This window comes from Sphingopyxis sp. H115, assembly GCF_001468465.1.
In the GTDB taxonomy this organism is placed as follows: domain Bacteria; phylum Pseudomonadota; class Alphaproteobacteria; order Sphingomonadales; family Sphingomonadaceae; genus Sphingopyxis.
On record NZ_LNSA01000005.1, the window covers coordinates 211,392 to 227,324 of the forward strand.

General features: G+C 61.2%; 9 protein-coding genes. 6 read left to right on the forward strand and 3 right to left on the reverse strand.

Annotation, left to right across the window (positions count from 1 at the left end):
• Window positions 1-14: 14 nt before the first annotated feature.
• Both ATE71_RS06090 and ATE71_RS06095 read left to right on the forward strand, forming a co-directional pair.
• A complete protein-coding gene (locus tag ATE71_RS06090) occupies window positions 15-3,074 on the forward strand; it encodes a triple tyrosine motif-containing protein (RefSeq protein WP_058802537.1) in 3,060 nt (1,019 codons plus the stop codon).
• A gap of 3 nt (window positions 3,075-3,077) precedes the next feature.
• Entirely contained in the window at window positions 3,078-3,716 is a 639-nt protein-coding gene (locus ATE71_RS06095; protein WP_058802538.1) for a response regulator, read from the forward strand.
• Between the two features lie 191 nt (window positions 3,717-3,907).
• Here ATE71_RS06095 and ATE71_RS06100 read toward each other — a convergent pair whose 3' ends face one another.
• On the reverse strand, window positions 3,908-4,519 hold the full coding sequence (locus tag ATE71_RS06100; RefSeq protein WP_082665100.1) for a TetR/AcrR family transcriptional regulator: 612 nt from the start codon (window positions 4,517-4,519) through the stop codon (window positions 3,908-3,910).
• A 143-nt stretch (window positions 4,520-4,662) separates the two neighbouring features.
• On the opposite strand from ATE71_RS06100, the gene ATE71_RS06105 reads away from it, so the two are divergent.
• On the forward strand, window positions 4,663-6,966 hold the full coding sequence (locus ATE71_RS06105) for a TonB-dependent receptor (RefSeq protein ID WP_058802540.1): 2,304 nt from the start codon (window positions 4,663-4,665) through the stop codon (window positions 6,964-6,966).
• A gap of 24 nt (window positions 6,967-6,990) precedes the next feature.
• Window positions 6,991-8,283, forward strand: coding sequence for a metallophosphoesterase (locus tag ATE71_RS06110; RefSeq protein WP_058802541.1), 1,293 nt, complete (start codon window positions 6,991-6,993; stop codon window positions 8,281-8,283).
• Between the two features lie 548 nt (window positions 8,284-8,831).
• On the opposite strand, the gene ATE71_RS06115 is transcribed toward ATE71_RS06110, so the two are convergent.
• Both ATE71_RS06115 and ATE71_RS06120 read right to left on the reverse strand, forming a co-directional pair.
• Complete coding sequence (locus tag ATE71_RS06115; RefSeq protein WP_082665101.1) at window positions 8,832-10,550, reverse strand: sulfatase-like hydrolase/transferase; 1,719 nt, start codon at window positions 10,548-10,550, stop codon at window positions 8,832-8,834.
• A 26-nt stretch (window positions 10,551-10,576) separates the two neighbouring features.
• On the reverse strand, window positions 10,577-12,856 hold the full coding sequence (locus ATE71_RS06120) for a TonB-dependent receptor (RefSeq protein ID WP_235587921.1): 2,280 nt from the start codon (window positions 12,854-12,856) through the stop codon (window positions 10,577-10,579).
• Window positions 12,857-13,459: 603 nt separating this feature from the next.
• On the opposite strand from ATE71_RS06120, the gene ATE71_RS06125 reads away from it, so the two are divergent.
• Complete coding sequence (locus tag ATE71_RS06125; RefSeq protein WP_058802544.1) at window positions 13,460-14,590, forward strand: transglutaminase-like cysteine peptidase; 1,131 nt, start codon at window positions 13,460-13,462, stop codon at window positions 14,588-14,590.
• Between the two features lie 595 nt (window positions 14,591-15,185).
• Complete coding sequence (locus ATE71_RS06130; protein ID WP_160328015.1) at window positions 15,186-15,848, forward strand: LuxR C-terminal-related transcriptional regulator; 663 nt, start codon at window positions 15,186-15,188, stop codon at window positions 15,846-15,848.
• Window positions 15,849-15,933: the final 85 nt, after the last annotated feature.

Consider the following 15,933-nt stretch of genomic DNA (forward strand, 5'->3'; position numbering starts at 1 on the left):
GCTAGGGATCGGCCATGAGGGCGGCCGGGAAACTATGGGCATTCGCGATCGGCGGACTGGCTCTCGCTGTAGGGCACCCCGGCCTCGCGCTCGATCCCCAGCGCAGCCTGACCCAGCTTCATCACCGGGCGTGGACGATCGCCGACGGCGCGCCGCCTGACATATGGGCGCTTGCGCAATCGCGCGACGGCTATCTCTGGCTCGGCACTGGCGCGGGGCTATATCGTTTCGACGGGGTGCGCTTCGACAAATTCCGCCCTCTTGCCGGCGACCGCATGCCGTCGGCCAATATCAACGCGCTGCGCGCCGCATCGAATGGCGACCTGTGGATCGGGTATAACACGGGTGAGATTTCGCGATTGCGCGGTGGGCGGCTGACAAATTTCAACCTCGGAAAGCGCGGCATCCCGGTGATCCAGATCGCCGAAGACAAGCGGGGGGCGGTCTGGGCGGCGATCAAAAGCCGGAGTGGCGGCGGTCTGGCGCGGTATCGCGACGGGCGCTGGTCGATGGTCGGCGCCGCATGGGGACTCCCCGACGGCGGCGTGTCGGGGATATTGCCCGCGGCGGACGGTTCGCTGTGGGCGGCAGCGGGCGACGCGATCTGGGTGCTGCGGCCCGGCGCGAAGCGATTCGAGCGTACCGGCGAGCGTGCATTCGACCGGACACGCATCGTCCAAGCGCCCGACAGCCGTATTTGGATTTCGCCGGGCGGTAACCTGCCGATCCACCCGGTGGTCGACCGGTTGCAGCCCGGCGCGAGCAAAGGCCGGCCCGGGCGAACGCGGTCGCTGCTCCTCGAAGGAAGCGGCGAGCATATTCTGGTCGACCGCGACAATGTCCTGTGGGGAACGCGAAGATCGGGCGGCATTTTCCGTCTCGTCGACCCGATAGAGCGAAGCCGATCCGACAGCGAGCCCGGCGAGCAATTCACTCTGGCCGACGGGCTGAGTTCCGACCTTGCCAATCCGCTGATCGAGGACCGGGAAGGCAATATCTGGGTCGGCACCAACCTCGGCCTCGATCGCTTCCGCCAGGCGAACGCGGTCGCGGCGCCTGGCTTGCCGAAAACGTCCCGCCTCGGTTTCCTCGCGGTCCCCGGCGCCGATGGCGCCGTCTATGTGACGACAGGCGACGCCCTGTTCCTGGCGTTTCCCGACCGGCCGGCCGTGTGGATATCCGCCGTTGCGGATGTGCCTTGGTCGCTCCACGTCGACCGATCCAGAACGCTTTGGCTCGGAACCGACCACGGCGCATTCTATCTGGAAGAGGGCGCTTCAAGGCCGGTGCCGTCGCCCGGTCTGCCCGCCGGACCGGTGGCGGGGTGGGTCGAGGATGGGGCCGGCACGTTATGCGTCTTAATCCTGCGCGAGGGCGTGTTTTGTCGGGGCGCGGGGACATGGCGACGCGCGCCGTTCGTTACGGGCGATGCGGAACGCGCGCCGGTGCAGATCGCATCAGACAGCAAGGGGCGGATGTGGCTCAATTTCGAGGACCATCTCGTCCAGATTGAGGACGGAACGCGGAAGGTTTTTGCCGGGCGCGAGGGGCTGGACGTCGGCAGCATCGAGGTCGTCGTCGCGGCCGGCGAGGACCTTTATGCAGGGGGCGATTTCGGGCTGGCGCGACTGGAAGAAAACCGGTTCCGGACGTTGCGCGCCGAGAGGCATCCGTTTCTGAGCCGTATCTCGGGTATCGTGCGCGACGCCGACGGCGACTTGTGGCTCAACGGCATCGAAGGGGTTACTCGCGTATCGTCGGCCGATCTGGCGCGTGCCTTCGTGCGTCCCGATCAGCCCCTCGCCGCAACGTTGTTCAATCTCGACGACGGGCTACCCGGAGTCGCCCAGCAGGATTCCAACACCCAAACCGCGATCGCCGCAAGCGACGGCAAACTCTGGTTCGTGACCAGCCACGGCGTGGCGTGGATCGATCCTCGCCGCCTGAACCGAAACCCGCTGCCGCCACCCGTCTCGATCACCCGGCTGATCGCGGGCGGGAAGTCCTATAGCTCCCCGACATTGCTCGACCTGCCCGCGGGAACGTCGAGCCTGCAGATCGACTATGCCGCGCTCAGCTTGTCGATTCCCGAACGCGTGCGATTCCGTTACCAGTTGGAGGGCGTCGACGCCGGCTGGATCGATCCCGGAACGCGGCGGCAGGCTTTTTATACGGGCCTTGGACCGGGCCAATACCGGTTCCGCGTCATCGCGTCGAACAATGATGGCGTGTGGAACCGGACCGGCGCGATGCTGACCTTTGCGATCGCGCCGACCTTCCTGCAGGGTATCTGGTTCAAGCTGCTTGTCGCGGGCCTCGTCGCGGCGGGCGCGTGGCTTCTCTATTCGCTTCGCCTGCGCCAGGTTTCAGAGCGGATCCAGGGCCAGCTCGAGGAGCGGCTGCGCGAACGCGAACGCATCGCCCGCGAGCTGCACGACACACTGCTCCAGGGTTTCCAGGGGCTCGTCTATCGGTTTCAGTCGGCGATGAGCCTTCTTCCAAAAACGCATAAAGCCTATCGCGGGATGGAGGAGGCGCTCGACCTTGCCGACGCGGCGCTCGCTGAAGGGCGTGACCGGGTCTACAAGCTGCGTGCGGCGGCGCCCGAAGATGATGTCTCGCAACATCTCGCCAATTTCGCGGCGCGTGCGATTCCCTCATTTTCGGGTGATTTCCGTGTCGTTGTCGAGGGCCAGCCGCGAACGCTGCACCCCGTCGTCTGTGAGGAGATCTTGCGGATCGGGGAAGAGGCGGTTTCCAATGCCCTGCGGCACTCCAGAGCGGAAAATATCGAGGTGAATATCATGTACCATGCGCGCGATTTCGTGCTGCAGATCCTGGACAATGGCGACGGCATGGAAGCCGACATCGCTTCAGGCGGCGGGCGCAAAGGTCATTTCGGATTGACCGGAATGCGCGAACGCGCCGAAATCATCGGCGGCCGCTTCTCGCTGGCGAGCCGTCCGGGGGGCGGCACGCAGGTGACGCTTACCGTTCCGGCGAAGATCGCCTATTCGCAAGCGGCAGCGGGCGGTTGGGCGCAGGCCATGCGCCGCTATTTGGGCAGGGGATAGAAGATGCCTCTTCGCAAATCGGCGCGCGCCATCCGGGTGATGACCGTCGACGATCACCCGATGCTTCGCGACGGCCTGGCGTCGCTGCTCCGGGTCGAGCCCGACATGGAACTCGTTGCCGAAGCGTCGAACGGGCTAGAGGCGATCGAACGTTTCCGGGCCGTCAGGCCCGACGTCACCCTGATGGACCTCCAGATGCCCGAATTCGGCGGCGTCGATGCGATCAAGGCCATTCGAAGCGAATTTCCGGCGGCACGCATCGTCGTGCTGACGACCTATGCTGGCGACAGCCAGGCTGCGCGCGCGCTCAGGGCGGGGGCCGTCGGCTATCTGCTGAAGAGTGCCGTGCGCAAGGACCTGCTGGAAACGATACGCGCGGTGCATGCGGGCCAAAGGCGGATCCCGCCCGAAATCGCGCACGAGATCGCTGTCCATCTCGGCGATGAGGAACTCAGCGAGCGAGAAATCGCCGTGCTCGAACTCGCGGCGGGCGGAAACGCGAACAAGCAAATCGCCTGGCAGCTTTCGATCTCGGAGGACACGGTGAAGGCCCATATGAAAAGCATCTTCGCGAAGCTCGGGGCTGCCGATCGAACGCATGCCGTAGCGATCGCCGCGAAGCGCGGGATAATCACAATCTAACGGCAGCAGATGGCAGCTTGGCTCGAACGTCGCGGCGGATCGATCGAGGACTATGCGTTCCCGAGCCGCATCGACCACTCTGCCCATGTGAGCACTAGCGCGAGCGTTCCGAAGCCTCACGGAACGTCCGCTCTCTTTGTTCGATCGCCAAAAGCGGCCTGTGTTGCAGCTGGCCATTCAGGGCAGGCGCCCTAAGCAAATATCAGCTTGAGTACATTGCGCGCATATTCTTGCGTCACCGATTCAACGAGCATGTTCGAACGATATTGCACCGCGCCGACGAAGATGTGGATGAGATCGTCGAGCGGAACGTCGTTGCGGAGGAGGTCACGGTCACGCGCAAGGCCCAGCACTGTCTCGAGCGGCTTGCGGCGATCATAGTGATGCGCCTGCGCCAGCGCACGCAGGTCGGGATCCTCGTACATCGCGGCTGAGACCGCGATGCTCACCGCGGCGACGCGCCGGTCGGCGACGATCGTGACGAAACTATCGATCATCCGCTCGATCAGGTCGCGCAGTTCGTCATCGCTCGCGCCGGCCAGGATCCGCGCGACGTCGGCGTCGGCGCTATGGACCCGCATTACATGGTCGAGCGCAGCGAGGAGCAGGTCCTCGCGTTTTTCCCAGCGGCGATAGATGGCCGGACGCGTCGTGCCCGCGGCCTTGGCAACGGCGTCGAAGGAAAAGCCGCGATAGCCGTGCTTTGCTAGCACATCGCATGCCGCTTCAAGGATCGCATCGTCGAGTTCGGCGCTCATCGGCCGTCCGCGGCCCGGCGGATCCTTCAACTGTTCTCCCGTCATGTCCACCTCTTTTTCCCGCACCGTCCATCGCGGCGGGGGCTTTCACAAAACTGTCGTCTTTTTTCAATACACGCCCGTATCGAAAATATAAACGTTACGAAGAAGTATCGTAATTCACTGGCTCTTCCAACGAAAGGTTTTCCGTGTCCTTCCAGTATTTTCTGCTTGGCGCCAGCCTGCTCGCGCTGCTCGCCGCCAATCCCGCTCACGCCGATACGCTCGAGTCGCCCGGCGCGGACGGCGGTGATTCGGAAATGATCGTCGTCACCGCGCAAAAGCGCGAACAGTCGATCGTCGACGTGCCGATCAGCCTGTCGGCGTTCGACGCCGAGATGCTCGACAAGATCGGCGCCGACACGCTTGAGGATGTCAGCCTCTACACGGCCGGTTTCGAGGTGCGCGAACAGAGCGTTGGCGCGCCGGGCTTCATCATCCGCGGCATCACCTCCGATGGGATCGGTGAGCAGCGCGTCTCGATCTATCTCGACGGCGTATCGACCTCGTCGGTCGCGGCGTCGGCGTTCGAGCTTTACGACATGGAACGGATCGAGATCGCGAAGGGACCGCAATCGACGCTCTTCGGGCGCGGCGCGCTGATCGGCGGGGTCAATGTGATCCAGAACAAGGCGGGTGACAATTTCGCGGTCCGCGCTTCGGCGGGGGTCGGCGACTATGGCTATCGCATGGCCGAAGCGATGGCGAACGCGCCGATCGCCGACGACCTGCTTGCGGTGCGCGTCGCGATGAAGTGGCGCAAGCGCGACGGCTATGTCGAAAATCTCGCCGGCGGCACCGATTTCAACGGGGTCGATACGCTGGCCTATCGCGGCGCGCTGCGTTTCACGCCCGCAAGCGGGCTGCGCTTCGACCTCATCTATAACCGCGAGGAAAATACCCCACGCGGTGGCACCGGCTTCAAGTCGAACGTCTTCCTGCCGCGCGACCCAGTGAGCGGCGCCGTCCTCGGCGACACGAAGCCGCACAGCGGTGTCGTTCTCGGTTCCTTCGCGGGGCTGGCGGGCGACCGCCTCTATATCGACCGGACATTGAAGGACGTGACGCTGCTCGGCGCGTGGGACATCAACGACGTGCTGACGGTGAATTCGATCACCAGCTATCGCAAATATCGCAACGTCGAGGCGTTCGACCCCGACGGCACCTTCATGAACATCATCGCGGGTGTCGGCGAAAGCTGGGGCGATCAGACAACGCAGGAACTGCGCCTGACCTATGATAACAAGGGTGCCTTCACCGGCGTGATCGGCGCTTCCTATGTCGACCTGGCGAACAGTGACCGCTACCTGTTCCAGTTCGACGAGCGCGCGACTGCACTGCTCTTTTCGGGCGCCCTCCAGCCCTCGGCGCCGATGGGGCTGACGCAGGCGCAGATTCTTGCCGCGCTCGGCCCGCTTGCGGGCGCACTCAAGCCCGCGCATCAGGACGATTCGACCTTCGGCGGTGCCGCGAAGACGGTCGATATCTTCGCCGACGGCACCTGGCGTGCGACCGACCGCCTGTCGTTGACCGCAGGCCTGCGTTGGACGCACGACGACAAAACGGCGACCGTGATCGGCACGCTGCCGAACGGCCCGAGCCGTCTGACGCGCGGCGGAATTTTCTTCCAGCCGACGGCCGACGGCGCGTTGCTCTCGGCAGAAAAGAGTTTCAGTGGCTGGAGCTGGCGCGCTGCGGCGCAATATGAGCTCGGCGACAACTTCAACGCTTATCTCAGCTACAATCGCGGCCGCCGTTCGCCCGCGCTCAATATCTCGGCGACCGCGCCGGCGTCGGTGGCACCGGCGGAGCTCGTCAACAGCTACGAGCTGGGGCTGAAGGGCACCGCGGCGGGCGGCAAGCTGCTGTTCGAGGGCGCCGTCTATTATTTCGACTACAGCAATTTCCAGACGGTCAAGACGATCGACGGCACGCTGACCACGGTCAACGCAGGCGAGGCCGAAGCCTATGGTTTCGAGACGCAGGTGCAGGCGAATGCGACAAGCTGGCTCCAGCTTTTCGCCAACTATTCGTACAATCATGCGCGGCTGACCGGGGGCGCCTATGACGGCAACAGCTTCCGCAATGCGCCCGACCACAGTTTCTCGATGGGCGCCTTTGTCACCGTGCCGGTCGGCAATGCGGCCGAGGTCTATTTCAACCCGACCTACAGCTGGCAGTCGCGCTTCTTCTTCGATGACGACAACGACCGGTCCGACCTGCAGCCCGCAGACTTCGCGGTCGACGAAGTCCAGAAGGCCTATGGCCTGCTGAACCTTCGCGCCGGCATTCGCACGCCCGACCAGAAATGGCGGCTTGAGGTCGCGCTCAAAAATGCGCTCGACGCCAAATATGTCATCGATGCCGGGAATACCGGCGACAATTTCGGCATTCCCAGCTTCATCGCCGGCCAACCGCGCATGTTCACCGCCGAAATCGGCTTCCAGTTCTGACCCCCCCCGATCGAGGAGATCATCATGAAAATCTTCCACAGTTTCACCCGTCGCGCGGTCCTTGGCTCGGTGCTCGCGCTCGCGCTCGCCGGTCCCGCCGTCGCCGCCGACGACAGTTTCACCATCGCGGTGATCCCCGACACGCAAAATTACATGGATTACACGCATCAGACGGCCGAAGGCTTTCCGTTCGACGCGAACAAGATGTTCTTCGAGCAGATGCAATATATCGCGAACAATGTCGAAAGCGCCGGCGGGGACATTGCCTTTGTCACCGCGCTCGGCGACATCTGGCAGCACCAGACGCTCGAGATGGATCCGGGCCATGCCGCGCGCGGCTTCAAGCGGGTGCCCAATCCAATCATGGATTCGCATTTCGCGCCGACGCCAAGGGTGAAGACGGTCGAAATTCCGGCGGCGAAAAAGGGCTATGACCTCATCGCGGGCAAGGTTCCCTTCTCGGTCGTGCCGGGGAATCACGACTATGACGCGATGTGGACCGATTCCAATCATCCGCCAGCTGCGGTCTTCAAGGATATGTCGAGCCTCGGCATGCTCCACCCCGGCGGGCTCACCAATTTCAAGTCGGTCTTCTCCGACAAATCCGACTATTTTCGCGGCAAGAGCTGGTATGTCGCCGCGCACGACGATGGCGCTGACAGCGCGCAAATCTTCACCGCGGGTGGCTACCGCTTTCTCCACATCGGTCTGCAGTTCGACGCCCCCGACGCGTCGCTCGAATGGGCGGCGTCGGTGATCAAGCTTCATCCGGGGCTGCCGACGATCATCTCGACGCATAATTATCTCGACACGCAGGGGCGTCGGCTCTCAAACCCGGCAATCGACAGCCACGCCGTCGACAAGCAGGACAATAATCCCGAAATGGTATGGGACAAGCTCGTCAGCCAGCACGACCAGATTTTCATGGTTCTTTGCGGCCATCAGCATGCCCAGTCGATGCGCACCGACGCGAACCGTTTCGGGCACAAGGTCTATCAGATCCTCTCCGACTATCAGGCGCGCGGCCAGACCGCGAAGGATGCGGGCCGCAAGCTCCAGCAGGGCGAGGGGATCGGCGACGGTTGGATGCGGCTGATGCGGTTCGACATGGCGCCCGAAACGCCAGTGGTGCATGTAAGCACCTATTCGACCCACTATCGCAAGGCCAGCCGCGACACGGCAGATTATGTCAACTGGTACAAGGCGCAGGAGCAGCCGCAGCTGAGCGACGCGGCCTATCTCGCGGGCGACGATTTCCGCATCGATCTCACCGATTTTCGCGCGCGTTTCGACAAGACGGCGCGTATCCGCAAGTAGAGAGGCCGTCAAACGGCTCTCGGTGAGTGCGCGGTATTTGCGGATCCTGCATCGGCTGCCGCCGCTCGCCGCATAATAGAAGACCGCCGCTCAGGCACACCGCAGCTATGCAGGTCCGCCAACTTCGGCGGGCCTGCGAAGGAGCGTCATATCCAAAGCTGATTCGTCCGCTACCAGCCAGATCAGCTATTCGCATAAAAGATTCGCGAAGCTTGGCGTAGTGGGAGAAGCGTACAAAACTTCGAGCGGTCAGGCGAACCCGCATCTCGCGCGGGTCAGTGCTGTTCTTTTCGCGATACAACAGGCGGATTGCTTCCAGCTTGTATAATGTGACGGAAACAATGCCGAGATACCGCTTTATGCTCTGATAGGTATATTAAAATTATGCATTGTCCAAAAGTAATTGGAAAAAATTTCAATTTTATTTCTGTAACTCTGAAAAGTTTACATTAATAACTGAATAAATACAATCAATTATGTAGACAAGTACACTTGTCCCCCTTTTTCCTGCAGAGTCTTCGATGCCCATGAGGTCATGACGGTATATTTTATTGACCGCGTTGATTGTACATTTCGGTCGGGCCAGGATACTCGCGACCATCATCTAGCCCCTTGCCAATTTCTCGCTCCGACAAGGCATTCACCATGGCGTTCAGTCGCATGACCGTCTTGCGATGCTCCGGATCCATCGCGAGATTGAAGAGTTCTTTCGGATCGGCGTGGGTATCGTATAGCTCAAGGTCGTTGCGATCATTCAGGGTCTTCCAGTCGGACGGCATATGGTGATGAGCCGGCGCGAAATAGCGCGCGAACTTCCAGCGCCCATCATGCACGCCGCGGTGTAGTCTGCGCTTCGACAAGTCGTAGATCGCACTATAATCGGGCACTTTCTCGCCGGGCGGGCGAGGCCCCACGACGCGCGACGAATTGGGTTCCCACATATGCGCGACAGCATAATTGAAGAAATGTCCGCGCTTGTCGCGTTCGGTAGCTTCGCTCGGAGACGACAGCAGCGCCGATACATCGACGCCGGGCAGGTTCGGGAAGCGGTTGCGCCCTTCATCGGCAGACAGTCCTGCCAGCGTCATCAGCGTCGGCGCGATGTCGATCGCGCCCATCAGCCCTTTAGTCGTCCGGCCGCCCGCATGGTCGGGATGCGCTATGATCATCGGGATATTCGTCTCTTCGCGATAGATGGTGCCCGCCTTCTGCCGAAGGCCGTGGGCCGCGGCGCGTTCGCCATGATCGCTCGTGTACATGATGATCGTATTGTCGATCTGACCGCTCGTTTTGAGCGCCCACAAAAGCTGGCCAAGCCGGCGATCCACATCCCGAAGGCAGTTGTAGTAGTAATTGTTGAAACGGTGCCAGCTGTCGAGATCGGACAGTGGGATGGGGCCGTAGAACAGGTCGTTGAGACGCTGGATGCCGCGATGCGCCTCGGGCTTCGTCGACAGATCGTCCTTATAGAAGCTTTCGGGAAGGTCGAATTTATTGTCGACCTCGTAAATCGGGTCACCCGGCTCGCGGCGCAGCGGGGCAAGGATGTCTGGATGCGTGCGATGCTTCGCCTGTTCGCCAGTCGCGTCGTAAAACATGATGTCATGAGGGTTGATCAGCCCTACGACCATGAACCAAGGCTTTCCGCCTGCCTTGTCGCGGCGCACGAAGTCGAAGATGCTGCGCGCCGCATCGCCCGCAACATACATATCGGCACGATACCCGTCCCAGGTCAGACCTAGTTCTTCGCCATCAAAACCATAATCGTGGAACCCGTATTTCTCCATCGCGCGTTCGGTGCTGGGGTAAACACCGCCGGGCACGCGGTTCCAGTTACGCTCGAAGTTCATGCGGCTAAGGTGCCATTTGCCCTTGTAGCTGGTGTAATAACCCGCCGCTTGCATCATATGTCCGAGTGTCGGCATGTCCTCAGCTGCAACCGGATTGGGGGCGTTGTCGCTGTTGAGGAACAGTCCGGTCTGCTGCGTATGATGCCCCTGAAAAATGGTCGAACGCGAAGGCGTGCAGGGCGTGGTGTGGACATGATAGTTTTCCACCAGCATCCCGCGTTCCAGCAACTCACGGTGCGCCGGCAATTTTTCGAGCAGCCCTGCGGGATAGCTTGCGATGCCTTGTTCCTGATCGGTCACGATCATCAGGACGTTTAATTTCTTACCGCTTCTGGCAATGGCAGGCATTGCCAGCCCCCCAGCAGCCATTGCCCCCATGCCGCCAACAAAGGTGCGGCGATCAACGTTCCAATTCATCCCGTGTCTCCTGAAAGCGCTGTTCGTCAGAACTTGAACGAGAAATCGACGCCGAACTCACGCGGTGCCTGATAGAATTGAGAAATCGGTGTCGCGCCGGCGTTGGTTGCGCCCGAAATCACGTCCTGGTCGGAGAGATTGGTCCCGTAGAGCGTTACTTTCCAACGTTCGTCCTCGCCGGCAACCGCGATGCTCGCGTTGAGCAGCACCACTTCGTTCCGATAGTAGCCAGAGAGGTTGCTGCGCCCCCAGGTATTGAAACGCGACGAGTAGCGCGCGTCGCCGTGGAGCTTCACTTCACCGAACGATACAGGGATCGCGTAGTCGATCGAGAGGCTGCCGCTCCATTCGGGCGCGTTGGCGAGGTCGAGACCCGAGGAATCGGTCGGCACGGCGAAAGTGCCATTGGGCACGCCATTGATCAGGATCGGCACTGCCGGGGCGCATTGACCGGGTTCGGGCGCGCCATTGGTAAAGACGCCGTTCGTGTCGGCGCAAAAATCGGTATAGCGCGCATCGAGATAGGCGACATTCGCCCCGATCGTAAGCCCCGAAGCCGGTCGAAGCAGGCTCTCGATCTCGAATCCGGAGATTTTCGCCGCGGCAATGTTCGTGGTGATGTTCTCCGCGCGCACCGCTCCCATCCGGGTAACCGAGCTTTGCAGGTCACGGTATTTGTTGACGAAGCCCGCGATGTTGAGCCGCAGCAGCCGGTCGAAGAGATCACTCTTTATCCCGATCTCGTAAGCAGTGACGCGCTCCGGATTATAGGGGCCGATATTCTCGGGGATCGTGCCGCGCGAGTTAAATCCGCCAGCCTTGTAGCCTTGCGAATAATTGGCATAGATCATGGCGTCCGGCGAGAGTTCGTAATTGACGGTCAACCGCGGCGTGAATTCCGACCAATTCGCCTTGAGGTTGCTCGTGAACGATGAAATCTGGTTACCGTTGACAAAAACCTGCGATGAAATGTCATAATCCTTGCTGTCGTGGCTGTAGCGCCCGCCAATCGACAGCGTGAGCCCCTCCGCTGGATGCGCGTTCACCAGCGCAAAGACGGCATAGCTTTCCGTGTCCTGGTTGAGCTGCGCCAGTGTCGTGGTCGTCGGATTTGCCAGAACAGTGTTAAACTGCCGCCATTGATCGGTCTGATAATAGACGCCGACGACAAAATCGACCGGCTCGCCTGCCGGCGAGACATAGCGGAGTTCGCCGCTTTTCGACTTGCCGCTGAAGTCGCGCGTGACGTCTAGCTGTGGGGCGGGTGTTATAAGGCCGTCGAAATCGCCGCGCGTGACATAGTCGAGGTGCCGATAACCCAGTACGGCGGAAATCGTGCCCCAGCCGACATCCAGGTTCGAATTCCACGAGCCGCCATAGCTTTCGGTGTTGGCGAAGGGATCGAATAACACCGCGGCCTTGCGAACGTCGGTCTTGACCTCGTCGGGAAGCAAATCCCAGTTCGGGTCGCCATTGTCGAGCACATGAGGGGCCGGACCCGTCGTTTTCTGTTTGAGCCAATCAACGATCAGCGTCGAATCGAACGATCCACCCCGGTCATATTCCAGTGCACCACGCACCGACTTCACATTGGCGCCGTTCAACCGGTTGCCGGTGATGACGTTGCGGCTGTAGCCATTGTAATCACGAAAATTCACGGCAACTTTTGCCGCAAGCGCATCGTCAGCAAAGCGTCCCGAGTTGAGCTTGCCGCGAAACTGTTTGAGTCCGAACGATCCGAACGACACGCGTGCCTCGCCGCCGAAATCGTCCGTGGGGCGCGAACTGATCACATTGAGCGTGCCGGCGAGGTTGTTTTTGCCGAAAAGCACGCCTTGGGGACCCTTCAGGATTTCGATGCGTTCCACATCGAACAGATCGAGCATCGTGCTCGACACGAAGGGGATGTAGACTCCATCGATAATCGTGCTGACCTTCGGGTCGGCATTCGGGTCGGGATCCGACGTATTCATGCCTCGAATTGAGATCATGGGAACATTGGCAACGAGGCCCTGCGTCTGCAGGACGACGTTGGGAGCCAGCCCGTTCAGACTGGTGATATTGGTGCTGCCACTCGCTTCAACCATGTCAGAGTTGAACGCTGAGATGGCGATAGGCACATCCTGTACGCTCTCGGAGCGGCGCTGCGCGGTAACGAGAATCTCGCCGTAGGGATCGTCGCCCGCCGACCCGCTTTCGCCTTCGCCAACGCTCGCAGCACTTGCCGTCGGCTCGGTTTGCGCCTGAACGGGCATTGCCATCAATGCAACGGCCGCGGTCGAAAGCATAAGAACAGTGCTTTTCATCGAATTTCCTCCCATATCGCGGACGAACTGCTCCCTTTCCGCACGCGTCATCGCGGCGGAAATGCGGCTAGCGCATCCGGCCTGTTTTTCGGGATGAGGTGATTGGGCGACTGCCTGCTCCGTCCGGCGGCGCGGGATTTCGTCGATCCCCTACTCGCGCCGTCGATATATCCTCTGTTCCCACACTAGGCATATCACCTTGCAAAAATACTTCAAGTACTAAGTAATTTCGCGAAGAGGGATGATCGCAGGCTCGAATGCCGGCCGAAAGGTTGGTGCAAAGCGGCAGGTAGTGCCGCGGCAAATATGGGCAATTCGCTTCCCCGGATCGAGAGCATCCGCTTTGGAACAGGGTGCATTTCGATCTTGCGATCGACAGCAAGGCGAGCGGCTAACCTGGTGAAGATAAGGATCGGCTACTTGTCACCCGCGGTCAGATGAGAACGCGGGCGAAGGTGATCCAGCAGGAGACTGGTCGACCAGTTCAACACATCCCGACATTTTGAGGTATCGCCTCGCCCCATCCGCGTTTCCCGATGGTAAACGCGCGTTTAACCATGTTGCTGAAGCCAATTCTCACTTCGCTTCGGCATGCCTTGCGCCATGTTCGCGCGGTTCCGCCTGTCAGCTTTCATCAGCGTCGCCGCGCTCGGGCTCGCCACCTGCACGCTCGCGATGCCCGCGACTGCGCACGCTGTCGAGGGGCCTGCGGCGAAAATGGCGAACGCCAAGCTTGCGATCGGCAGCGCCTGTCAAGCCCGCGTCGCTTTGCCACCGCCGAGCGCCGAATTTGCGGACGCCCGGGAAGGCGGGTCGCAGGCACCAAGCGCGCTCGACCGGATCCGCATGAGCCAGGAACGCGCGACCCCAGCGGTCGATGTCGCGCCGGCGGGCGGTGATCCGGCGGCTGTCCGGCCGATTGCGGCGGACGCCAGCCGCCTTTTCCAATCGGATCGGCCGGTCACCGCCTCGGCGCGTATCGATTGCGGCGCGCCGGCTCCGCTGCGCGCGGCCCTTGCTCTGGATGAGGACAGCGAGCTGGGCACATTGGCGATCCCGGTCGAAACGACGCGCTTCGACGATCGTTGGACCCGCGTTCGCCGCGCGCCTGCCGCCCGCCTGATGCGGGCCGAGCTCGATCGCGCCGCCGTAAGCCGCGGCCTTGGCGAGGCCGCGACGCTCGAGCGCGTCAACCAGTGGGTCAACCGGCGGATCGCCTATATCGGTGATGAAGGCAACTATCGGCAACGCGACTTCTGGGCGACCGCCGCCGAAACCGTGGCGCGGGGCAGCGGCGATTGCGAGGATTTCGCGATCCTGAAAATGCACATGCTGCGCGCAGCGGGTATCGACGACGACCGCATGAAACTCGTCCTGCTGCGCGACCTCGCGATCAACGCCGACCATGCGTTTCTGATGGTGCGGTCGGAAGCGGGCTGGGTCGTGCTCGATAATATGACCGACCGCATCTACGACGGACGCCAGGCAAATGGCGTCCGCCCGATCATGTCGTTCAGCGGCGACCGGCGCTGGATCCATGGTTATCGCGACGCGGTGGCGACAAAGGCATCGATGGTTGCCTTGGGCAGCCCGCCCGCCACCGCAGGCGGAGGCAGATCCTTCAAGACCGATGCGGTGCACGCTGAGGGGATCAAGCTTGCGTCGGCGCCCGTTTCGATCGGGATTGACCTGTCTCGACTATTCGTGGGAGCGTTCACGCGCGGCGCCCGATAACGGCGCCGGCCGGGTCGGCGCCGCAAGTAACGCGACCCTTGCGGCCTCGCAAATGAAGCCCGAATGCCGCCAGATTGGCTCTGTCGAATCGATCCGCGACTCGCACGGCGAGAGGAGCGCGAATCGGTTCGGCATCGATCGACGATCGATATTAACTAAAATCATTAGGACTCGGCGCGGATTTCGGAGCCGCTCGCCAAGCGGGGATCACCCGAAAGTCTAGGAATTCGGCGAATTTGCGATCGAAACTTAAGTCTCTGCATTATGTGCGATTAAGATCGCCTTGCCGCCCGCGAGGGCCCGTTTTCTGCAGACATCGATGGAATGGTCCATACCTCTTTGTGGGTATATGTCAAAATCCGCGTAGATTATGTCATTTAGTTGTATAACCATTAGGGTAGTTATTGGGCAACAAAGCTAAAAGTTAACATATTCAACGTGGGGAGGGGTCCGCCGCGATGAGATCAAAGGGAATTTGGGGTTTAGACCGAAGTCCAGACAAGTGGGGTCGCCTTGACTGAGAATTCAGGAGGCGGGAATGTCGCAATTGATCAAGATTTCGCTTCTGGCGAGATATGAAATCGCAAGGGAAGGATTGCGCAACATCCTTTCCGGCGAGAGCTTTCAAATCCAGGCGTCGGTTTCCGATGCTGCGGCGTTGCTCGATACGCAGGGCAGGATCGCGGACGACGTCGACGATCATGTGATCGTCGTCGATGGTGGCGATACCGGCTTCGGCCTCGATGCGGCGCGTCGGATTGCCGCGAAAAAGGAGCATGCGCGCCTGGCGCTGCTGTTCGACCATTATGTCTTCGAGGACGTGGTCGAGGCGTTTCAATTGGGGGTCGATGCCGTCATCATCAAGGAAATCCTCTGCGCGCCGCTGGTCGAGTCGATCAAGCTGGTAGCGCTGGGGGAAAAGGTCTTTCCTTCGCAACTGGTCAACAATTTGACCAGTTGGGTTCCGGCGGCGCTTGGCGGCGACTGGAAAAGCAGCGCCGCGTCGGTCGGGCTGTCGGACCGCGAAATCGAAATTCTGGAAAGCATTATGGCCGGCATGGCCAACAAGGTGATTGCGCGCCAGTTCGGTATCTGTGAGGCCACCGTGAAGGTCCATGTAAAGGCGATATTGCGTAAGCTTGGGGTCGAGAACCGTACGCAGGCGGCAACCTGGGGGGTCAAGAATGGCCTGGGGGAGCCGGTGCAGCTAAATCTTCGCGAGGTAAGGCCCGCTCGCGCTCCCACTAGGCCGCGTTGACAAAAGACTTCAGCCATAGCCGCGTGGCGGCGAGGTTTAGGAAGCTCTCGAACGAGAGAAGGGTTTTGTCATATCGAGTGGCGAT